General features: G+C 71.6%; 17 protein-coding genes. 6 read left to right on the top strand and 11 right to left on the bottom strand.

The window, feature by feature from the left end:
• Positions 1-1,347, bottom strand: a complete 1,347-nt coding sequence (locus AB0K12_RS09480; RefSeq protein WP_364557378.1) for an MFS transporter — start codon at positions 1,345-1,347, stop codon at positions 1-3.
• A gap of 46 nt (positions 1,348-1,393) precedes the next feature.
• Between AB0K12_RS09480 and AB0K12_RS09475 the strand changes: the two genes are divergently transcribed.
• Both AB0K12_RS09475 and AB0K12_RS09470 read left to right on the top strand, forming a co-directional pair.
• Complete coding sequence (locus AB0K12_RS09475; RefSeq protein ID WP_364557375.1) at positions 1,394-1,981, top strand: helix-turn-helix domain-containing protein; 588 nt, start codon at positions 1,394-1,396, stop codon at positions 1,979-1,981.
• Positions 1,950-2,570 (top strand): pyridoxamine 5'-phosphate oxidase family protein, encoded by a 621-nt coding sequence (locus AB0K12_RS09470; protein ID WP_364363247.1) that lies wholly within the window; start codon positions 1,950-1,952, stop codon positions 2,568-2,570. Before AB0K12_RS09475 ends, AB0K12_RS09470 begins: the two co-directional genes overlap by 32 nt.
• 44 nt (positions 2,571-2,614) lie before the next feature.
• Here AB0K12_RS09470 and AB0K12_RS09465 read toward each other — a convergent pair whose 3' ends face one another.
• The gene (locus tag AB0K12_RS09465; protein WP_364557371.1) at positions 2,615-2,785 is read right to left on the bottom strand and encodes a hypothetical protein; all 171 of its coding nucleotides are present in this window, start codon (positions 2,783-2,785) and stop codon (positions 2,615-2,617) included.
• Positions 2,786-3,207: 422 nt separating this feature from the next.
• Entirely contained in the window at positions 3,208-3,657 is a 450-nt protein-coding gene (locus AB0K12_RS09460) for a hypothetical protein (RefSeq protein WP_364557368.1), read from the bottom strand.
• Positions 3,658-3,841: 184 nt separating this feature from the next.
• On the opposite strand from AB0K12_RS09460, the gene AB0K12_RS09455 reads away from it, so the two are divergent.
• Positions 3,842-4,093 carry a hypothetical protein gene (locus AB0K12_RS09455; RefSeq protein ID WP_355413081.1) on the top strand — a complete coding sequence of 84 codons (252 nt, stop codon included), beginning with the start codon at positions 3,842-3,844 and terminating at the stop codon, positions 4,091-4,093.
• Positions 4,094-4,151: 58 nt separating this feature from the next.
• Here the strand turns inward: AB0K12_RS09455 and AB0K12_RS09450 are convergent, their stop codons facing one another.
• The 7 genes from AB0K12_RS09450 to AB0K12_RS09420 all read right to left on the bottom strand — a co-directional run bounded on the left by AB0K12_RS09450 (position 4,152) and on the right by AB0K12_RS09420 (position 14,984).
• Positions 4,152-5,849 (bottom strand): ABC transporter family substrate-binding protein, encoded by a 1,698-nt coding sequence (locus AB0K12_RS09450; protein ID WP_364557364.1) that lies wholly within the window; start codon positions 5,847-5,849, stop codon positions 4,152-4,154.
• Between the two features lie 29 nt (positions 5,850-5,878).
• A complete protein-coding gene (locus AB0K12_RS09445) occupies positions 5,879-7,903 on the bottom strand; it encodes an ABC transporter ATP-binding protein (protein ID WP_364557362.1) in 2,025 nt (674 codons plus the stop codon).
• Positions 7,900-8,811: an ABC transporter permease gene (locus AB0K12_RS09440; RefSeq protein ID WP_364557359.1), complete on the bottom strand. Its 912-nt coding sequence runs from the start codon at positions 8,809-8,811 to the stop codon at positions 7,900-7,902. The genes AB0K12_RS09445 and AB0K12_RS09440 overlap by 4 nt, the downstream gene beginning before the upstream one ends.
• A complete protein-coding gene (locus AB0K12_RS09435) occupies positions 8,808-9,794 on the bottom strand; it encodes an ABC transporter permease (protein ID WP_364557356.1) in 987 nt (328 codons plus the stop codon). Before AB0K12_RS09435 ends, AB0K12_RS09440 begins: the two co-directional genes overlap by 4 nt.
• A gap of 125 nt (positions 9,795-9,919) precedes the next feature.
• Complete coding sequence (locus AB0K12_RS09430) at positions 9,920-12,271, bottom strand: AAA family ATPase (protein ID WP_364557353.1); 2,352 nt, start codon at positions 12,269-12,271, stop codon at positions 9,920-9,922.
• A 64-nt stretch (positions 12,272-12,335) separates the two neighbouring features.
• Complete coding sequence (locus AB0K12_RS09425; RefSeq protein WP_364557350.1) at positions 12,336-13,232, bottom strand: haloalkane dehalogenase; 897 nt, start codon at positions 13,230-13,232, stop codon at positions 12,336-12,338.
• 15 nt (positions 13,233-13,247) lie between these two features.
• A complete protein-coding gene (locus AB0K12_RS09420; RefSeq protein ID WP_364557348.1) occupies positions 13,248-14,984 on the bottom strand; it encodes a tetratricopeptide repeat protein in 1,737 nt (578 codons plus the stop codon).
• Positions 14,985-15,215: 231 nt separating this feature from the next.
• Here AB0K12_RS09420 and AB0K12_RS09415 point away from each other — a divergent pair, with 231 nt between their 5' ends.
• Together AB0K12_RS09415 and AB0K12_RS09410 are read left to right on the top strand one after the other, a co-directional pair.
• On the top strand, positions 15,216-16,745 hold the full coding sequence (locus AB0K12_RS09415) for an MFS transporter (RefSeq protein ID WP_364557345.1): 1,530 nt from the start codon (positions 15,216-15,218) through the stop codon (positions 16,743-16,745).
• Between the two features lie 35 nt (positions 16,746-16,780).
• The gene (locus AB0K12_RS09410) at positions 16,781-17,449 is read left to right on the top strand and encodes a DoxX family protein (RefSeq protein ID WP_364557342.1); all 669 of its coding nucleotides are present in this window, start codon (positions 16,781-16,783) and stop codon (positions 17,447-17,449) included.
• A gap of 6 nt (positions 17,450-17,455) precedes the next feature.
• Here AB0K12_RS09410 and sthA read toward each other — a convergent pair whose 3' ends face one another.
• A complete protein-coding gene (sthA, locus tag AB0K12_RS09405) occupies positions 17,456-18,865 on the bottom strand; it encodes a Si-specific NAD(P)(+) transhydrogenase (RefSeq protein WP_364557339.1) in 1,410 nt (469 codons plus the stop codon).
• 61 nt (positions 18,866-18,926) lie between these two features.
• Here sthA and AB0K12_RS09400 point away from each other — a divergent pair, with 61 nt between their 5' ends.
• Positions 18,927-19,757, top strand: a complete 831-nt coding sequence (locus tag AB0K12_RS09400) for a PhzF family phenazine biosynthesis protein (protein WP_364557336.1) — start codon at positions 18,927-18,929, stop codon at positions 19,755-19,757.
• Positions 19,758-19,805: the final 48 nt, after the last annotated feature.

Below are 19,805 nucleotides of genomic sequence, written 5' to 3'. Positions count from 1 at the left end.
TCAGGCCCTGACGAGCAGCGCGGCCGCCGCGGTGAGCCCGGTCAGCACGATGGCGGCGGCCACCGAGATCAGCGTCCCCTGCGACAACCCGGCGGCGCCGATCGTGGCCGCGATCCCGGCCGCGCCCAGGGACGAGCCGATGTACCTGGCGGTGTTGTTGGCCCCCGAGCCCATGCTGACCCGGTGGGCGGGCACGCTCTCGATCGCCAGGTGGGTGATGGAGGAGTTGATCAGGCCCGAGCCGGTGCCGCTCACCGCCAGCCCGGCGATGATCAGCGACAACGACAGCGTGGCGGCCAGGCTCAGCAGCCCGGTGTAGCCGGCCGCGCTGAGCCCGAGGCCGAGTGCCAGGCGGGCGGCGGCGCTCAGGCGTACGTGCCGTGACAGCAGCGACGTCACGAACGACAGCCCCGACCAGACCGCGAACAGCAGCGCCGTGTCCAGCGCGGTCAGCCCGTGCGCCTCCTGCAGCACGGTCGGCAGGTAGCTGAGCAGCCCGACCACCGCCGCCCCCACGACGGTCGCCCCGCCGGTCGCGACCAGGAACAGCGGACGCCTGAACAGCTCCGGGTCCAGCAGCGGCTCAGGCCGGCGCCGCTCGACCGCGACGAAGGCCGCGATCAGCACCACGGCCGCGGCGAACGCCCACACCACCACCGGCCGCGACCAGCCCGCCCGGCCCTCGGTGACGCCCGCGACCAGCGCCGCCACGCCGAGGGTGAGCAGCACCACCCCGGGCACGTCGAACCGGCGCGGCACCGCCGCCCGCGACTCGTCCAGCGTCCTCGCCGACACCACGGTCAGGGCCAGCGCGCCGGCTGCCATCAGCCAGTAGGCCGCCCGCCAGCTCGCCGCCGTCGCGACCAGGCCGGACAGCAGCGGGCCCGCCGTCGTCCCGAGGCCGATCATGGCGCCGTAGCGGCCGGTCGCGCGCACCCGCTCCGACCCCGCCGGGTACGCGTGCCCCACGATGCCCAGGCTGGCGGCCAGCACGGCCGCGCTCGCCCCGCCCTGCACGAGCCTGGCCAGGACGAACACCGCCACGTTGGGGCTCACGGCGGCCAGCACGCTCGCGGCGGCGAGCACCCCGCCGCCCGTCACGAGCACCCGCCTGCGCCCGTGGTCGTCGGCGAGCCCGCCCGCGACCAGCAGCAGCGACGACAGCCCGAGCGCGATCGAGCCGAGGATCCACACCGGGCCCGTCGGCCCGGCGCCCAGCGACCGCGCGGTCTGCGGCAGCGTCGCCATCGGCAGCGAGAAGTTCGTCATGATGAGGAACGGCGCCGACGACGCCACGGGCAGCGTCCATCGCCGCAGGAGGACTGTCGGTTCGGTCACTGAACTCATGTCGGGCACGCTAGCACGGTTCGGTGAATGAACTAACATGGGGGTCATGGCGCTCGGGAAGAACTACGAAGGCCAGAACTGCTCGCTGGCCAGTGCCCTTGAGGTGATCGGCGAGCGGTGGACGCTGCTCATCGTCCGCGACGCCCTCTACGGCGTGCGCCGCTTCGGCGACTTCCAGGCCCACCTCGACATCCCCAAGGCGGTGCTGTCGCAGCGGCTGGCCGCGCTGGTCGCCGCGGGCATCCTCGAACGCCGCCGCTACCAGGACTCGCCGCCGCGCGACGAGTACGTCCTGACCCTCAGGGGTCGCGAGCTGTGGGTGCCCGTGCTGGCTCTGGCCGCCTGGGGCGAGCGGCACCTGTCCGAGCGCGGCCCGCGCCGGCTGTTCCACCACGTGACCTGCGGCACCCGCCTCGACCAGGTCTCCTTCTGCGCGTCCTGCGGCAGGAACGTCGCGCCTGAGGAGGTGGAGCTCCGCCCGGGCCCCGGCCTGCGCGACGGAGTCGTACGGGACGATCCGGTCAGTCTCGCCCTCCGGGCACCACACCGGATGCTCGCCCCCATCTCTGACAAGATGGTGGAAACCCCCGAAGGGAGATCGCATGACGTGGACGGAGATCGAGTCAGAGGCTGAGCTGCGCGAGCTGCTGGGGGAGGTCATGCCGCGGGCCGCCACCAAGGACCGGCCCCGCCTGCACCCCCGCGACCGCGAATGGCTGGCGGCCTCGCCCTTCTGCCTGATCGCGACGTCCGACGACACGGGCGCCTGCGACGTCTCGCCCAAGGGCGACCCGGCCGGGTTCGTGCACGTCATCGACGACACGACGATCGCGATCCCGGAGCGTCCCGGCAACCGCAGAGCGGACGGATTTCGAAATGTCCTGAAGAATCCGCATGTAGGGTTGATCTTTCTGATCCCCGGGCGGAACGAGACCCTGCGCATCAACGGGCGCGCCCGGCTCGTCCGCGAGGCTCCGTTCTTCGACGAGATGATCGTCAAGGGCCACCGCCCGCGCCTCGCGCTCGTGGTCGAGATCGAGCAGATCTTCCACCACTGCGCCAAGGCGTTCCTGCGCTCGGAGCTGTGGAAGCCGGAGACCTGGAACCCCGACGTCCTGCCGTCCAACGCGAAGATCATCAAAGAGGTGCAGACGGTGACCGAGTCGCTCGAAGAGCTCGAGCGCTATTACGGGGAGTCGTACAAGCAGCGGCTGTACGGCTGAGCGTGATCAGGTCCGGGCTGAAGGAGCGGCCCGGACCTCCAGGCTCAGGCGGCGGGAGTGGGCCCGCCGGGAAACCGGATGACGTTTCTGCCGGTGTAGGCGCGCAGGTCGACGACCTTGGCGTCGGTGGGCGGCTTGCGGCGGCGGTCGGCCGCCCGGATGTCGCGGATCTTGTGCCTGGCAACGGCTGGCGGCACCACCACAAGCCTCTTCATCGTGAGCCCCCCGTGATATTCCTGTTACCTATGTTATCTACAGATACCCCCGTAAGTTCGGTGTAAGGAGCAAGTCAGTAGGGAAGCCGGCGACCTGCCGGTGACCGCAGGTCGAGCTCCAGCGCCGGCCGGGGGCGCCGTTTGGCCGACTTCGTGACTCTGACGCGTTTCATGGTGTTTCCCCCTTCGGAAGCGCGTCCTTTCTCCTTTCACGACGATGCGCCGCGTGTCGCCGGCGACGTCATGACGGTCGGTTGGCCTCCGCCATGCGCGCCAACCTAATCGGGGCCGCCCGCCCGCTCAACGCATTTGTACGAAGACGGCAGGGCGATGGTCTCGGCGAGTGATGATTCGTCTCAGGGCCGGGGCGGATGTGTCTCCTGGCCTCCTCTTCCGGACCCTACCCCGCACCGGCCACCTCATCAGCCCTTGCAGTTGCCCCACGACTTGCGGCCGCCCCACGCCGTGACGCGGTTGTCCGGGTCGCGCGTCCAGCCCGCGTACCGCACGCACTTCCAGGCCCCCTGGATGTGGCCGGTCTCGGCGTAGTAGCGGTAGCGCTGCTGGTCCTCGCTGCGGCCGCCGCCCTTCACCTCGATGTAGGCGCCCGTGGTCGTACGGGTGCCGGTGAAGGCGGTCTTGATGGCGGCCACGCAGTTCTTGCCGCTGCGCTTGCTGTACATCAGGTAGACGTGGCCGAAGACGGCGCCGCGCTCGGTCTTCATCGCCCGGTGGCCGTCCTTGACGCGGTGGAAGCCCTTACCGCAGACGCGCTCCGGGGTGTACGCGGCAGTGGCGGCGTACGCGGTGGAAGGTACGGCGGCGATCCCGGCGGCGGCCAGCGCGGCCGCGATGATCGTTCGGGTGAGCACGTGGAGCCCTTCTGCGAGGTGTGCATGAGCAAGGACGATCTTTACTGCGCTCTGACCGAAATATCAAGCGAAACCCGTCATGTCGGGGCGCGTGACGATAAGGCGGAATATGGCGGTCCCTTGGGGCAAGAGGACCATAGAACGGGGTATCCCACGAGGCGGATCGACTGACGAGGGGATCACCATGGCCGTCTGCGAGACCTGCGGAAACGACTACGACATGGCCTTCGAGGTGCGCGCGCAGGGAGTGACGCACACCTTCGACTGCTTCCAGTGCGCGATCGAGGCCATGGCGCCCATCTGCGAACACTGCGGCACCAAGGTCATCGGGCACGGCGTGCAGTCCGGCGAGCACTGGTACTGCTGCGCGCACTGCGCCCGCCAGGAGGGCAGCCAGGGCATCGTCGACCGGGTGATGGCCGGCAGCGCCACCTGACCGCGCGTGAAGAAGCCGCCGCGCCAGGAGCGGCGCGGCGGCTGGGTGAGCTGCGGGCTCAGCCGGTGAAACCGATGTCCTCGTACTGGAGGTCGAAGAAGCCGCGCGCCCCCACGTTGGCCAGCGACGCGCGCACGGCCACCAGCTGCGGGCGCTGGTAGAGCGGCAGCACGTTCACCAGCGGCCAGAGCAGCTTGTCGGCCTCGTTCGTCGCCGCACGCGCCTGAGCCGGGTCGAGCGTCTGCGCGGCCCTGCTCATGGCCTGGTCGATCTCGGGCGACCCGGTGCGGCCGAAGTTGGCGTTCCAGTTCTGGCCGTTCGTCGCGTCGGCGTAGATGCCGTAGCTGCTGGAGACCGGGAACGGCGTGCCGATGTACGCGAACGGGGTGATGTCGAAGTTGCCGGGGATGACGTACTTGGTGAAGAAGTCGTCGCTCGGCACCGCCTTGATGGAGAGCTTCACCCCGATCTGCGCGAGCATGCTCTGCGCCAGCTCACCCTCGGCCTTGCTGATCTGCACCCCCGAGGGCACCACGAACCGCAGGTCGAGCGTCCTGCCCTGCTTCTGCCTGACCTGGCCGTCGAGCTTCCAGCCGGCGTCGTCGAGCAGCTTCTTGGCCTTGTCGGGGTTGTAGGCGCCGAGCGCGCCCGCGTTGTCCTGGTAGCCCTCCTGGGTGTTCATGAAGAAGTGGTTGTTCAGCGGGGTGACCGGCCAGTCGAGGCCCTGCAGGTCGGACTGCGCGATGGCCTCCCTGTTGATGCCGAGCTGGAGGGCCTGGCGAACCCTGACGTCGGTGAGCAGCTGGCTGGAGCCGTTGAAGGTGAAGTGCCGGAAGTCGGGACCGGCGGCCTGGCGCACCTGGGCGCCGGTGGTGGACTTGGCGCGCGCGTAGTCGGGCGCGGACGGGCCGATGTCGATGATGTCGAGCTCGCCGTTGCCGAACGCGCTGATCAGGGAGTCCTGCTCGGAGGCGCGGAAGATGATGCGGTCGAGCTTGGCCCGCTCGCCCCACCACGCGTCGTCGCGTACCAGCGTGATCGTCTTGGCCGTCTGGTCGAACCCGCCGAACTTGAACGGCCCCGCCGTCACCGGGATCTTGTTGAGCCAGGCGGTGTTGAACGACTCCGCGTCGCGATTGGTCGCGGCCGGCAGCAGCGGCCCGAACAGCGCCTGCCAGTCGCCGAACGGCCGCGCGAACGTCACCACCACCTCATGGTCGTCCTTGCCCCGCGCGACCTTCTCGATGTCCTGGTAGCCGGTGGAGGAGACGATGCGGTAGTCGGGGTCACGGCCGTTCAGCGCCTGCCACTGCGCCCGGTAGTCGGCCCACGTGATCGGCTTGCCGTCGGACCACTTCGCCTTCGGGTTCAGCCGGTACGTCACCACCTGCTTGGGCTTCGTGCTCGTCACCTGAGCGTCGAGCACGTAGTCGGTCTCGGGCGAGATCTCCGCCTTCTCGTTGGACCGGAACGGCGAGGGCAGCAGCGCGTTGCTGATCACCGCGGCCATCGCCAGGTTGCCGTCGACGTGGTTCCTGTTCCACTGGGTCGGGAACTCGTTGATGCCCCAGCGCAGCGTCCCGCCGTCCTTGACCTTCTCGCGCGGCTGCGGGTTGATGTCGAACGCCTTGATCGTCCGCTCGTCACCGGCGATGTCTGTGGCCCCGGTGCCGCTGCCCTGCTCCTTGCCGCAACCGGCCGGCAGCAGCAGCGTGCCCGCCAGCAGTGCCGACACGACACGACGTGATCGTTTCATCGAGCGATTCCTCCCGGATCGAGCGAGGTCTAGACGACTTCGCGCCTGTCTGCGTAGTGGCAGGCCGCGCCCTGGTCCTCGTCGCCCAGCATGCGCACCTCGGGCTCGGCGTCGACGCAGAGCCGGCGCTCCGCGTCGGTCAGCTCGGCGCGGAACTTGGGGCATCGGGTGCGGAAGCGGCAGCCGGAGGGGGGACGGGCGGGGCTCGGCAGGTCGCCTTCGAGCAGGATGCGCTGGCGGGAGCGCTCGCGTACGGGGTCGGGCAGCGGGATCGCCGACAGCAGGGCCTGCGTGTACGGATGCATCGGCGTGCCGTAGACCGCCTCCACCCGCCCGATCTCGGCGATCCTGCCGAGGTACATCACCGCCACCCGGTCGGCGATGTGCCGCACGACGGCGAGGTCGTGCGCCACGAACAGGTAGGACAAGCCGAGCCTGGTGCGCAGCGAGTCGAGCAGATTGATCACCCCGGCCTGGATCGACACGTCGAGCGCCGAGACCGGCTCGTCCAGCACCAGCAGCCGGGGCTCCAGCGCGAGCGCCCTGGCGATGCCGATGCGCTGGCGCTGGCCCCCGGAGAAGTCCTGCGGGTAGCGGGCGGCGTGGGAAGGGTCGAGGCCGACGAGTGTAAGGAGCTCGCCGACCCGGCGGGCCGGCTCCGGCCTGCCGTGCGTGCGCAGCGGCTCGGCCAGGATGTCGTGCACGGTCATGCGGGGGTCGAGCGAGGCCAGCGGGTCCTGGAAGACGACCTGCATGTCGCGGCGGATCTCGGTGCGCTCGGCCCTGGTGAGGTGCGCGGTGTCGTGGCCGAGCACGACGACGGAGCCCTCCTGGGGCGCGGCCAGCTCAAGGATCTGCGTCAGCGTGGTGGTCTTGCCGCTGCCCGACTCGCCGACCAGGCCGAACGTCTCGCCCTGCCGGATGTCGAAGCTGACGCCGGCCACCGCGTGCACGGTGCCCACCCGGCGCTTGAAGACCGCGCCCTTGAGCAGCGGGTAGTCCTTGACGAGGTGGCGCACCTCCAGCACCGGCCGTTCGCCGCGCGCCCGCAGCCGTACGCCCTCCTCCGGAGCGGCGTGCTTGCCGGGCGGCCTGGGATGCACCTCCTGCCAGCGGATGCAGGCCGCCCGATGGCCCTCGCCGACGTCGTACAGCGGCGGCTCGGCGGCGTCGCACTCGTCGATGCGCATCGGGCAGCGCGGCGCGAACGGGCAGCCGGGCGGCAGCTCGGCGGGCGAGGGCGGGCTGCCCTCGATGGGCGTCAGCGGCTGCCTGGCGCCGGTGTCGACGCGCGGGATCGAGCCGAGCAGACCCACCGTGTACGGCATCCGCGTCCGGTAGAAGACGTCGTCCACGCCGCCCACCTCGACGGGCCGGCCGGCGTACATGACGAGCACCCGGTCGGCGAACCCGGCCACCACCCCCAGGTCGTGGGTGATCATGATGATCGCGGCGCCGGTCTTGGCCTGCGCCCGCTTGAGCACCTCCAGCACCTGCGCCTGCACGGTGACGTCGAGCGCCGTGGTCGGCTCGTCGCAGATGATCACGTCGGGGTCGTTGGCGATGGCCATCGCGATCACCACGCGCTGCCGCATGCCGCCGGAGAACTCGTGCGGGAAGGCCAGCGCCCGCTCCGACGGGTGCGGGATGCCGACGAGGTCGAGCAGCTCGACGGCCTTGACCAGCGCGGTCTCCTTGCTGACCCGCTGGTGCACGCGGACGGCCTCGGCGATCTGGTCGCCCACCCGGTAGACCGGGGTGAGCGCGGACAGCGGGTCCTGGAAGACCATCGACATGCTCTTGCCGCGGAAGGCGTTGAGCGCGCGGTCGGGGGCGCCGATCAGCTCGCGGCCGTGCAGGCGTACGGAGCCGGTGACCCGGGCGCGGGGTGGCAGCAGGCCCATCACCGCGGCGCAGGTCAGCGACTTGCCGGAGCCCGACTCGCCGACGATGCCGAGCACCTCGCCAGGACGTACGGCGTAGCTGACCCCGCGTACGGCGGGCACACCGCCGAACGACACGGTGAGGTCGCCGACCTCCAGCACCGGTTTCATCGCGCCCCCCGGGACGAGGACGGGTCGAAGGCGTCGCGCAGCGCGTCGCCGACGAGGTTGACCGCCAGCACCGTGACCACCAGCAGCCCGGCCACGAACCAGAACGTCCACGGCGCGTAGACCGCGGTCTTGGAGCCGTCGGCGATGAGCGTGCCGAACGACACGTCGGGCGGCTGGATGCCGAACCCGAAGTACGACAGCGAGGTCTCGGTGAGGATGGCGCTGCTGACGTTGAGCGTGGCGTCCACGATGAGCAGCGAGGACAGGTTGGGGATGATGTGGCGGAAGATGATCCGCACCGGCGGCACGCCCATGTAGCGGGCGGCCTGCACGAACTCGCGCTCCTTGAGCGAGATCGACATCCCGCGCACGACCTTCGAGGTCACCATCCACAGGAACAGCGCCAGCATGATCACGAACAGGGGCCACTGGCCTGAGCCGAACAAAGGCGACAGGATCGCCAGGATGAGGAACGCCGGCAGCACGAGCAGCAGGTCGGTCAGCCAGCTCAGCGCCCGGTCGGTCCAGCCGAGGAAATAGCCGGCGAACGCGCCCACGACCGCCGCCAGCGCCGTGGAGACCAGCGCCGCCAGCAACCCCACGACCAGCGACTTCTGCATGCCGCGCAGGGTGACGGCGAAGACGTCCGAGCCCGTTTGGAGCGTTCCGAACCAGTGGCGCGCCGACGGCGGCTGCAGGAACGCGGTGAAGTCCTTGTCGGTGTAGGTCCACGGACTGAACAGCGGCCCCACGAACGCCAGCAGGAACATCAGCGCCAGCACCGCGAACCCGACGCGCCCCTGCGTGGAGCTGAAGAACCGGCCGGCGACGACCCGCGTCCTGGACGGCGCCCTGGCCAGCGTGCCGTCGGACAGCTCTTCCGCCAGCTCCTCCTCCGACAGCGTCATCCGGCCCGCACCCTCGGGTCGAGCGCGGCGTGCAGCAGATCGGCGGCCAGCGAGGCGCACAGCACGGCGATGGCGGCCAGCAGCGAGATGGCGGCCACGGTGTTGACGTCGTTGCTGAAGATGGAGTTGATCAGCTGCTCGCCCAGACCGTGCCAGCCGAAGATCTTCTCGGTGAACGTGGCCCCGGTCAGCAGCGCGCCGAAGGTGAACGCGAAATAGGTCGCCACCGGGATCATCGCCGTGCGCAGCGCGTGGCGGGTCAGCGCCTTGCGCCTGCTCAGCCCCTTGGCCCTGGCGGTGCGGACGAAGTCGGCGTCGAGCACGTCGAGCATCATGTTGCGCTGGTAACGGCTGAACACCGCGATCAGCCCGACCGACAGCGAGATCGTCGGCAGGATCAGGTGTTGCAGCCGGTCGACCACGTGCCCCCAGAAGCCGGTGGTCAGGCCGTCGCTGTATTCGCCGCTGACCAGCAGCACCGGCCGGCCGAACAGGTCTTCGTTGGCCCAGGACGCCACCAGGATCAGCATGTTGGCCAGCACGACCACGGGGATCGCCAGCACCAGGAACGACACGCCGGTGGACAGCCGGTCGAACCAGCCGTACTGGCGGACCGCGGCCAGCGCGCCGGTGAGCACGCCGAGCAGGCTGCCGCACACCAGGCCCAGGATGACCAGCCGGAACGTCACGCCCATGCGGCGCTTGAGATCCTCGTTGACCGGCGAGCCCGCGACCGTCTTGCCGAAGTCGCCGCGCAGCACCCCACCCGCCCACGTCGCGTAGCGCTGCAGCAGCGGCGTCTTGTCGTTGAGGTTGAGCGCCGTGAGCTGGGCGTCCACGACGCCGGGCGGCGGCTTGGGCGTGCGGTCGGCGTAGTTGGAGCGCGGGTCGAGCGCCATGGCCGCCAGCAGGTAGGCGAGACTGGCGGCCACGACGACGAGCACGGCGTAGTTGAGCAGCCTGCGGGCCAGGAACCCCGCCATCGCTCCCCCTCCTACGCGGCCACAGATACGACACGCCACCGAATGTGGCCCATCGTAGTCATATAGCTACACGATGTGAGGGGCGCGGCGCACCTCATGCGTCAAAGAAAGTCAGCGCCCGGCTCTCAGCGTCCGGCCAGCTCATCCACCGCCGTGCGGACGTCCTCGCTGGTGATCGTGGTGAGGTCGGCCGCGCTGGCCGAGCCGCCGCGCGCCGCGTGGGCGGCCAGCCGCACGTCGCGGCGCATGGCCGCGCGCTCGAACAGCGAACGCGCGAAGCGGCCGTTGCCCAGCCCGTCGATCAGCCGCTCCTCGCACACCCAGGCGAACACCTCGTCGAGCCTGCTCAGCGCCTCGTCGTCGAAGGTGTCGCCGGACTTCTCGGCCAGCAGCACCGCGATCTGCGAAAGCTCGGCGGGCGAGTAGCTGGGGAAGGCGACGCGCTGGTTGAAGCGGCTGGCCAGGCCGGGGTTGGTGGCGAGGAAGGCGTCCATCTCGCGCTCGTAGCCGGCCAGCACGATGACGAGCCGGTCGCGGTCGTCCTCGGCCCGCTTGAGCAGGGTCTGCACGGCCTCGGCGCCGAACGCGTCGCCGCCCTGGTAGCCGGGGTTGACCAGGCTGTAGGCCTCGTCGATGAACAGCACGCCGCCGAGCGCCCGGTCGACGAGCTCGTTGGTCTTGATCGCGGTCGCGCCGAGGTGCTGGCCGACCAGGTCGGCGCGGTGCGCCTCGACGACGTCGGGCCTGGCCAGCAGGCCGAGCGCGGCGAAGACGCGGCCGAGCACGCGGGCGACCGTGGTCTTGCCGGTGCCGGGCGGGCCGGTGAAGACGAAGTGGCGCATCTGCTGCGGCGTGGGCAGGCCGCGCTCCTGGCGCATCCTGGCCACCTGGAGCTGGGCGGCGATGGCGTGCACCTGCCGCTTGACCGGGGCGAGCCCGGCCATCCTGTCGAGGTCGGCGAGCGCCTCCTCCAGCGTGGGCGTGGCGACGTAGCCGCGGAAGCGGGCGGTCAGCTCGTCGAACGCCTTGGTGACGTCGGGCGTGGTGGTGGTGACGAGGTCGTGCGTGGTCGGGGTGCCGCCGGCGCCCACCACGCGCACGTCGCGGGCCTGCGCGGCGGCCTCGACCAGGCTGCGCGCGAAGCGGGCGTTGCCCAGCTCGTCGACCAGGCCGCGGCGGTGGACGTCCTCGTAGAGCCCGAGCAGCGCGCGCCGGGTCTCGGGCGCCATCGTGTCGCCCCTGCGGCGCTGCAGCAGCTCGGTGACCTCGACCAGCTCGGCGGGGGAGTAGCCGGGGAAGCGGACCCGGGTGGCGAACCTGCTGGCCAGCCCGGGGTTGCTGGACAGGAACGCGCTCATCTCCTGCTCGTAGCCGGCCAGGATGATGATCAGCCGGTCGCGGTCGTCCTCGGCCCGCTTGAGCAGGGTCTGCACGGCCTCGGCGCCGAACCGGTCGGGCTGGCCGTCGGAGGAGTTGACCAGCCCGTACGCCTCGTCGATGAACAGCACGCCGCCGAGCGCCCGGTCGACCAGCTCGTTGGTCTTGATCGCGGTCGCGCCCAGGAACTCGCCCACCAGGTCGGCCCGCTGCGCCTCGACGACGTAGGGGGTCTCCAGCAGGCCGAACGCGTAGAAAATCTTGGCGAGCGCGCGGGCGACGCTGGTCTTGCCGGTGCCGGGCGGACCGACGAAGACGAAGTGCCTGGTGGGGCGGCCGGTGGTGTAGCCGGCCTCCGCGCGCAGGCGGCCGGCCTCGATGGAGGCGGCGATCGAGCGCACCTGCTCTTTGACCGGCTGCAGGCCGATCATGCTCTCCAGCTCGCCGAGCGCCTCCTCGACGGAGATCTGCGGCGGGGCGCCCTGCTTGTCCTGGGGCGACTCGGGGCGGCCCTCGCGCACCCTGACGCGTACCTGCTGCTCTTCCGCGGCGGCGGCCTCGGCCTTGACCCGGCGGGCCACCAGGAACCGCTGCACGAGCACGGCCGCGGCGGCGGCGTACGCGACCCAGACCGCGACGGCATCGGACACGGGGGAGATCGCGGCGGCGAGCACCCCCGCGGGGGCGAGCGCCGTCAGCGTGGTCAGCCACGGCGTCACCCAGCGGATCAGGTGGGCGGCGCCGGCGACCGGCAGCGACAGCGCGACCATGAGGTGCACGGTCATGGCGCCGGGAGGGAACAGCGTCGCGAAGAGCGGCAGCGCCAGCACCACCCAGCCCGCGACGACCAGCGCGGTCGCGGCGGCCCTGGGGAAGCGCATGGTCAGCGCCACGAAGGCGAGCAGCAGCAGCACCAGGGGGAAGGTCTGGAGAAGGTCCCAGCCGAGTGCCGCGCCCACGCCCATGGCGGCCACGAGCACGACCGCGTAGAGGACCCGGCGCACGGCCGGGGGAATCTGGAAATAACGCAGCCGAACCTTTTCGAACAGATCCCGCGCCGCGGCCCTCCCCGCGGTCTGGGTCCTGCCGGACTCACGCATCACGCCTCCCCGGTCCGCCCCCGGTTATACCGCACCAGGCCGACAGTTGGGCGGTCCTGACACGCTAGGTGGAGGTCACGAAAAGGGCTATCCGGCGGCCGAGCTCCGCGCCCGCGTCCTCTTGCAGGAAGTGCCCCGCGCCTTTGATCTCGGGATGCCGCAGGCCCGCGGCGCCGCGCAGCGACTTCTTGAGCACGGGCGCCATGCCGCCGGTGATCGGGTCGCCGTCGGAGAAGGCCACCAGCACCGGCCGGTCGAGCGTGGTGAGGATCTCCCAGGCAGCGCGGTTGGCGGGCGCCGCGGGGTCGTCGGGCGTGTTGGGCACGAGACCGGGCATGGCGCGCGGCCCCGCCTTGTAGGACTCGTCAGGAAACGGCGCGTCGTAGGCCGCCCGCACCTCGGGCGCCAGCGTGGTCGTGCAGCCCGCCTGTATCAGCCGGGCGATGTCCAGCACCGGCGCCTTGCGCACCGCGTCCCTGAACCGGTGCCACACCTCGGGCATGGGAATGTCACCCGTCGGCAAGCCCGTGTTGGCCGCGACGATCCGCGCCACCCGGCCGGGGTGCTCGGCGGCGATGCGCAGCCCGATGAGGCCGCCCCAGTCCTGGCCGGCGATCGTCACGCCGGTCAGGCCGAGCGCGTCGAACAGCAGGGCCCTGGTCCACTCGACGTGCCTGGCGTAGCTGTGGCCGGTCTGCTCGGCTGGCTTGTCGGAGCGGCCGAACCCGATCAGGTCGGGCGCGATGACGCGCAGCCCCGCCGCGGTCAGCTCGGGAATGACGTGCCGGTAGAGGAAGGACCAGCTCGGCTCGCCGTGCAGCAGGACGACGGGCTCGCCGTCGGCCGGGCCCGCCTCGACGTACGCCATCCGCAGCCCGTCGCCGACCTCGGCGTAGTGCGGCTCGTAGGGGAAGCCGGGCAGTCCGGCGAAGCGCTCTTCGGGGGTGCGCAGAATCCGCATAGAACAACATTCTACTCAGCGGCGCTGGTGCCGCCCGGGGAACTCGCCGACGAGCACCTGCTTGGGCGTCACCCACAGCACGTCGGAGTCGGCCTGCGCCACACCGCGCACCTCCACCCAGAACCGCCGCTGCAACGGGTCCGCGGCGAACACCGCCACGCGCGGGTCGTCCTCGATGGCCTGCCACGCCTCGGTCTCGGCGATCAGCCGCAGCTCGCCGGCCGAGGTGACGGTCGCCACCGCGCCGGCGACGCGGGGCCCGAGCGCGTCGCCGTACGACAGGACGATGCTGCGGGCGTAGGAGAAGGTCTGGCGGACGTCGGAGTCGAGCGGGACCGACGGCTCCGCGCCCATCGGCAGGTCGCACATGAGCATCGAGGAGCGCCACGGGCCGGGGCCGCCGCGCCACCAGGCGAGCAGCGCGCGTCCCGCGAACACCGCCGCCGCCGCGAGCAGCGCGCCCAGCCCGGCGCGCCACGCCTGCCCCAGCAGCCCGCCCGCCGCGCACGCCACCGCGCCCAGCACCACCAGCGCCGACGCGACGGCCAGCGCCCTGTCGCCGTGCCCACGCGCCCGCAGATACGCCCGCACCAGCGGGTACGGCACCGCGACGGCGGCCACCACCGCCCGCGGCTCCACCACCAGCGCCCCGGCCACCAGCGTCACCAGCACCGACCACGTCCTGCCGAGCACGATCCACAGCAGCACGCCGGCGTTCCGCCTGGCCGAGCGCTCGGCCGCCCGCGCGGGCAGCGTCTCGGCCAGCGCGGGCAGCGGACGCCCCCGCCACGTCTCCGCCAGCGCCCGTACGCCCGCCAGCGCCGGCCAGCTCAGCACCACATAACCGGCCAGCCCCGCCCACACCGGGTCGAAGGCCCGCGGCAAAGCCGGCACGGCGCCCAGCAGCAGCCAGGCCGCGAACGCCGGCACCGCCAGGGCCGCCGACACCACCGACCCCCCGAGCCAGGGGTCCCGGCGCAGCATCGCCTTCGCGTACGACCAGACCGCCACCCGCCGCGCCTGCCTGACGGTGAGCGGTACCAGCAGCGCCAGCACCGCGAACCCGCCGAGCCGCGCCTGCGCCCCCCAGCCCAGCAGCAGCGCGCACGCCGCGACGGCCGCCGTGGCCACCGCGAGCAGCAGCCTGACCTGGCGCGACCAGACCTCCAGCGCCCGCCTGGCCCGCCCTGTCTCGCGCGGTCCGACCGGCCAGGCCGGGTCGTGGTGCGCGCGCGGCGGATCCCACCGCAGCAGGGCCAGGCCCAGGTTGACGCGGGCCTGCGGGTCATCGGGGTCGAGCGCGAGCGCCGCCCGGTACGAGCGCGCCGCGCGTAGGTGCTCGCCGCGCAGCAGCGCGAGGTCGCCCAGCATGACCGCGGGCCCCGGCTGCTCGGGCGCGAACTTCCCGGCCAGGACCGCGTGCTCCACGGCCTCCTGCCAGCGGCCGGGAACCCGGCGCAGCACCGCGGCCAGGCGCAGCCGGGCGGGCCACGAGCCGCGCGAGAGTTCCACGGCCCGCTCGGCGGCGGGCAGGGCGTCGGCGTCGCGGCCGAGCCGCTCGTGGGCGAGGCTGATGAGCCGGTACGGCCACTCGGCGCCTGGCTCGCGGTCGGCGGCGTTCTTGGCGGCTTCGAGTGCTGACTCGGGGCGGCCGGCGTTCAGCCTGGTCACGGCCTCTTCGCACCATTCGCGGGAGGACCGGTCGGAGGGATGGGTGGTGGTGTCACGTCCGTCGGTCCCCACACGTACCATGATCGGCTCCGATCCGATCGATGGATAGATGCCGACATATGGCTGTATCTCTCTAGAGAGGTCGGGGCCGGCCGTGGATCGTCCGATACCGCTATGACAAGTGCCTGACATGGCCTAAGCTGCCACGCAAGCCGGAGCGCCGGAGCCAGGACACCCCACCGCGCTTCCGCCCCCGGTCGATCACCAGCACGTGCGGGCCCTGTGATTTCGGATCGGCCTGCAAGGAGGCCCATGACCGTCACACAGGCCGCACCCCTCGTCCGCGTCGCCGACCGGGATCCTCGTGACCGCCGCTGGTCCATCCTGGTGCTGCTCTGTCTGAGCCTGCTGCTCATCACGGTCGACGCGACCGTTCTGCACATCGCGGTGCCCGCGCTCACGGCCGCGCTCGAACCCTCCGCGGTGCAGCTCCTGTGGATCATCGACATCTACTCGCTGGTCGTCGCGCCCCTGCTGATCATGTTCGGCACGCTGGGCGACAAATACGGTCGCAAGCGGCTGGTGCTGTGCGGTTTCGTACTGTTCGGGGTGGCCTCGGCCGGGGCCGCGTTCGCCCCCACGCCGCTGACGCTCATCCTCGCCAGGGCGCTGCTCGGCGTGGGCGGCGCGATGATCATGCCGGCCACGCTGTCGCTGATCCGCCAGGTCTTCACCGACCGGCGCGAACGGGCCATCGCGCTCGGCGTCTGGAGCGCGGTCGCCGCCGCCGGCGCCGCCGTCGGGCCGCTCATCGGCGGCGTGCTCGTCGGCCTCTGGTGGGGCGCGGTCTTCCTCATCAACGTGCCGATCCTGCTGGTGCTGCTGCCCGCTGCCGTACGCCTGCTGCCCGAGTCGCGCGAGCGCCCCGACCGGCCATGGGACGTCGCCAGCGCGATCCTGTCGGTGCTCGGCATCCTGGCGCTGGCCTTCGGCCTGAAGGAGGCCGGCTCCGGCAGCCTCATGCCGCTGTGGGCCTCGGTGCTGGTGTTCTTCTCCGGGGTGGGGTTGCTGGTGGCGTTCGTCCGCCGCCAGACGCGGCTGCGCGAGCCGTTCCTGGAGGTCGGCCTGTTCCGGCGGCGGTCGTTCACGACCGGCGTCACCGGCGTGCTGCTCGGCGTGTTCGCGCTGGTCGGGCTGCAGCTCATGCTCGCCCAATACCTGCAGCTCGTGCTCGGCGACAGCCCGGTGCGCGCGGCGCTGCGCATGCTGCCCCTGGTCGCCTCGGCCATCGCGGGCGGTCTCGCCGCCGCCCACATCCTGCCCAGGATCGGCATGCGGGCCACGATGAGCGGCGGGCTCGGCCTCGTCGCGTTCTCCCTGACCCCCACGCTGACCTGGGGCGTCGAGGGGCATCCCGTGATGCTCGCGTGCTGCTTCGTGGGCATCGGCTTCGGCGTGCAGGTGGCGCTGCTCGCCGCGTCCGACACGATCATGGCCGCCGCCCCCGAGTCGCAGGCGGGTGGCGCGGCGGCGATCGAGGAGACCGCGTACGAGCTGGGCGCCGGACTCGGCGTGGCGGTGCTCGGCACGATCACCGCCATCGTCTACGCCCCCGGGCTCCCGTCCGTCCCCGGCGTGCCCGCGGGCGGCATGGACGAGGCCCGCCAGTCGCTCGCCTCGGCCGCCCACGTCGCGAACCAGCTCGGCGGCCAGACCGGCGGCGCGCTGCTCGACGCCGCCCGGTGGGCCTTCGTCAACGCCCTGCACACGACCGTGGTCGTGAGCGTCGTCCTGCTCAGCCTGACCGCCGTCGTGGTGGCCATGCTGCTCAGCCGTGATTGAGGTGTGCCATGTCCCGATCAGGGCAGACAACTACCGTGAAACAGTCCCTACGTGATCTTGCCGCCCTCGTCGCCCGGTTAGGCGTGGGCGGGATCTTCTTCGCCAACGGCTGGGCCAAGCTCGAAGACGGCCTGAAGATCACCGGGGCGAAGTTCCTGGAACAGGGCGCCCCCGCTCCCGGCGCCTGGGCCACGGTCACCATGCTCGCCGAGCTCATCGGCGGCGCGCTGCTCATCGCCGGGCTCGCGGTCTCCATCACGGGGCTGATCCTCTTCGCCGAGGCGCTGGCCGTCTTCCTGGTCGCGCCCCCGCTCAACCCCATCAGCCTGAACGAGCTCATCCTCCTCGGCGCGGCCAGCCTGCTGCTCGCCGTCGTCGGCGCGGGCCGCGTGTCGGTCGATCACATGGTCGTCATCAGGCGCAGGGAGTCGCAGGCGGCCGACGAGTTCGCCGCCGACACCGAGGCCGATCAGGTGATCGCCGCGCTCAAGGAGCCAGAGGAGAAACCCGAGAAACCCGCCGAACCGGCCCCGAAGACGGAGCAGGCTCCCTCTTCGTCCGAGGACACCGCGCCCCACCCGAAGCCGCGTACCACGGCCAAGGAGCCGGGCAACGGCGAGGAGGTCACGACCGCGCCGGGAGACACGCTGGTGGCGGGCCGCAAGAAGCCCGCACCGCGCAACCGCCGCCCCTCCACCGACTGACAGGGCTCAAAGGTCCGCGGTGAGCCGGGCGACGGTGCGCATCTTGTTCATCGCGTCCAGCGCCGCCACCTTGTACGACTCCGCCAGCGTCGGATAGTTGAACACCGCGTTGACCAGGTAGTCGACCGTGCCGCCGCATCCCATGACGGTCTGCCCGATGTGCACCAGCTCGGTGGCGCCCGTGCCGAACACGTGCACCCCGAGCAGCCGCCGGTCCTCGGAGGACACCAGCAGCTTGAGCATGCCGTACGAGTCGCCGATGATCTGCCCCCTGGCCAGCTCCCGGTAGCGCGAGATGCCCACCTCGAACGGCACCTTGTCGCGGGTCAGCTCGTCCTCCGAGCGGCCGACGAAGCTGATCTCGGGAATGGTGTAGATGCCGATGGGCGGCAGCTCGGCCAGGTCGCCCGACGGCTCGCCGCAGGCGTGCTGCGCGGCCAGCCTGCCCTGCTCCATCGAGGTGGCGGCCAGCGCGGGGAAGCCGATCACGTCGCCGACGGCGTAGATGTGGGGCACCTCGGTGGCGAAGTTCTCGTCCACCTTGATCCGCCCGCGGTCGTCGGCGGACAGGCCGGCGGCCTCCAGGCACAGCTCGGCGGTCTTGCCCTGGCGGCCGGCCGAGTACATGACGCAGTCGGCCGGAATGATCTTGCCGCTCTCCAGCAGGGTCAGCGCGCCGCGCGGGCGGCGCTCGACGGCCGCCACGCTCTCGCCGAACCGGAAGGTGACCGCCAGGTCGCGCAGGTGGTACTTCAGCGCCTCGACGATCTCCAGGTCGCAGAACTCCAGCATGCGCTCGCGCCGCTCGATCACGGTCACCTTGGTGCCGAGCGCGGCGAACATGGAGGCGTACTCGATGCCGATCACCCCGGCGCCCACGACGACCAGCGTCTCGGGCACCCGGTCGAGCCGCAGGATCGCGTCGGAGTCGATCACGGTCTTGTCGTCGAACTCGACGCTCGCCGGGCGGGCCGGCGAGGTGCCCGTCGCGATCACGATCTTGTCGGCGGTGACCTTCTTCTCGTCCTGGTCCTCGCCGGTGATGCCGATCGTGTACGGGTCGAGGAAGCGGCCGGTGCCCTGCAGCACCGTCACGTGGTTGCGGGCCAGCTGCGCGCGGATCACCTGGATCTCGCGGCCGATCACGTGCTGGGTGCGCATGCCGAGGTCGGTGACCGTGATCTCGTCCTTGACGCGGTAGCTGGCGCCGTACAGCTCCCGCTGGTTGAGCCCCGTCAGATAGAGGACGGCCTCGCGCAGCGTCTTCGACGGGATCGTGCCCGTGTTGATGCACACGCCGCCGATCATGTTCCGCTTCTCGATCACCGCCACACGCTTGCCGAGTTTCGCGGCCGCGATCGCCGCCTTCTGCCCGCCCGGTCCCGAGCCCAGGACCACCACATCGAAGTCCGCCACGCCGTCCAGTCTGCGGGGTCGCCCGTGCGGCGGAAAAGACCCCTCTGGGAGACTCCGGGGTATGTCTCGCAGATTCACGCAGGTCGACGTCTTCGCCGCCACTCCGTACCTCGGCAACGCGCTCGCGGTCGTCATCGACGCCGACGGGCTGAGCACGGAGGAGATGCAGCGCTTCGCCCGATGGACGAACCTGTCGGAGACCACCTTCCTGCTGCCGCCCACCAGCGGGGAGGCCGACTACCGGGTGCGCATCTTCACCCCCGACCGGGAGCTGCCCTTCGCCGGGCATCCCACGCTGGGCTCCTGCCACGCCTGGCTGGAGTCGGGCGGCGTGCCGCGCACGGAGGGCGAGGTGGTGCAGGAGTGCGGGGCCGGGCTCGTGCCGCTGCGCGTCACCGGTGACGGCCTGGCCTTCGAGGCGCCGCCGCTGATCCGCTCGGGACCGGTGGACGAGGAACTGCTCGGGCGGGTGGCCGCCGCGCTCGGCATCGAGCGCGCCGACATCGTGGCCGCCGAGTGGGCCGCCAACGGCCCCCACTGGATCGGGGTGCTGCTGGCGGACGCCGAGCAGGTGCTGGCGCTGCGCCCCGGCACGGTGCCGGAGGACATCGGCGTGGTGGGTCCCTACCCCGAGGGGTCGGAGTGCGCGTTCGAGGTGCGGGCGTTCTTCCCGCAGAACGGCGCCACCGTCGAGGACCCCGTGACCGGCAGCCTGAACGCCGCGCTCGCCCAGTGGCTGCTGCGCACCGGCCGGGCGAGCGCCCCCTACGTCGCCTCGCAGGGCACCGTGATCGGCAGGCGGGGCCGCGTGCACGTCTCCACCGACGCCGAGGGCCGGATCTGGGTCGGCGGCGCGGTCACGACCTGCGTCACGGGCACGCTCAACCGCTGAGCGCCGTGTGCGTCACGGGCCGGCCGGGCGGCCGAGCTTCTGCGCGGG

Source organism: Nonomuraea sp. NPDC049419 (assembly GCF_040676995.1).
In the GTDB taxonomy this organism is placed as follows: domain Bacteria; phylum Actinomycetota; class Actinomycetes; order Streptosporangiales; family Streptosporangiaceae; genus Nonomuraea; species Nonomuraea salmonea.
The sequence above is the reverse complement of the archived record's forward strand: the minus strand, read 5'-3'. Positions and strand labels throughout refer to the sequence as shown.

What these genes read in the sequence shown, in the direction of transcription:
- AB0K12_RS09480 (WP_364557378.1), bottom strand. Translation starts at nt 1,347, where the DNA reads ATGAGTTCAGTGACCGAACCGACAGTCCTCCTGCGGCGATGGACGCTG.
- AB0K12_RS09475 (WP_364557375.1), top strand. Translation starts at nt 1,394, where the DNA reads ATGGCGCTCGGGAAGAACTACGAAGGCCAGAACTGCTCGCTGGCCAGT.
- AB0K12_RS09470 (WP_364363247.1), top strand. Translation starts at nt 1,950, where the DNA reads ATGACGTGGACGGAGATCGAGTCAGAGGCTGAGCTGCGCGAGCTGCTG.
- AB0K12_RS09465 (WP_364557371.1), bottom strand. Translation starts at nt 2,785, where the DNA reads ATGAAGAGGCTTGTGGTGGTGCCGCCAGCCGTTGCCAGGCACAAGATC.
- AB0K12_RS09455 (WP_355413081.1), top strand. Translation starts at nt 3,842, where the DNA reads ATGGCCGTCTGCGAGACCTGCGGAAACGACTACGACATGGCCTTCGAG.
- AB0K12_RS09450 (WP_364557364.1), bottom strand. Translation starts at nt 5,849, where the DNA reads ATGAAACGATCACGTCGTGTCGTGTCGGCACTGCTGGCGGGCACGCTG.
- AB0K12_RS09445 (WP_364557362.1), bottom strand. Translation starts at nt 7,903, where the DNA reads ATGAAACCGGTGCTGGAGGTCGGCGACCTCACCGTGTCGTTCGGCGGT.
- AB0K12_RS09440 (WP_364557359.1), bottom strand. Translation starts at nt 8,811, where the DNA reads ATGACGCTGTCGGAGGAGGAGCTGGCGGAAGAGCTGTCCGACGGCACG.
- AB0K12_RS09435 (WP_364557356.1), bottom strand. Translation starts at nt 9,794, where the DNA reads ATGGCGGGGTTCCTGGCCCGCAGGCTGCTCAACTACGCCGTGCTCGTC.
- AB0K12_RS09430 (WP_364557353.1), bottom strand. Translation starts at nt 12,271, where the DNA reads ATGCGTGAGTCCGGCAGGACCCAGACCGCGGGGAGGGCCGCGGCGCGG.
- AB0K12_RS09425 (WP_364557350.1), bottom strand. Translation starts at nt 13,232, where the DNA reads ATGCGGATTCTGCGCACCCCCGAAGAGCGCTTCGCCGGACTGCCCGGC.
- AB0K12_RS09420 (WP_364557348.1), bottom strand. Translation starts at nt 14,984, where the DNA reads ATGGTACGTGTGGGGACCGACGGACGTGACACCACCACCCATCCCTCC.
- AB0K12_RS09415 (WP_364557345.1), top strand. Translation starts at nt 15,216, where the DNA reads ATGACCGTCACACAGGCCGCACCCCTCGTCCGCGTCGCCGACCGGGAT.
- AB0K12_RS09400 (WP_364557336.1), top strand. Translation starts at nt 18,927, where the DNA reads ATGTCTCGCAGATTCACGCAGGTCGACGTCTTCGCCGCCACTCCGTAC.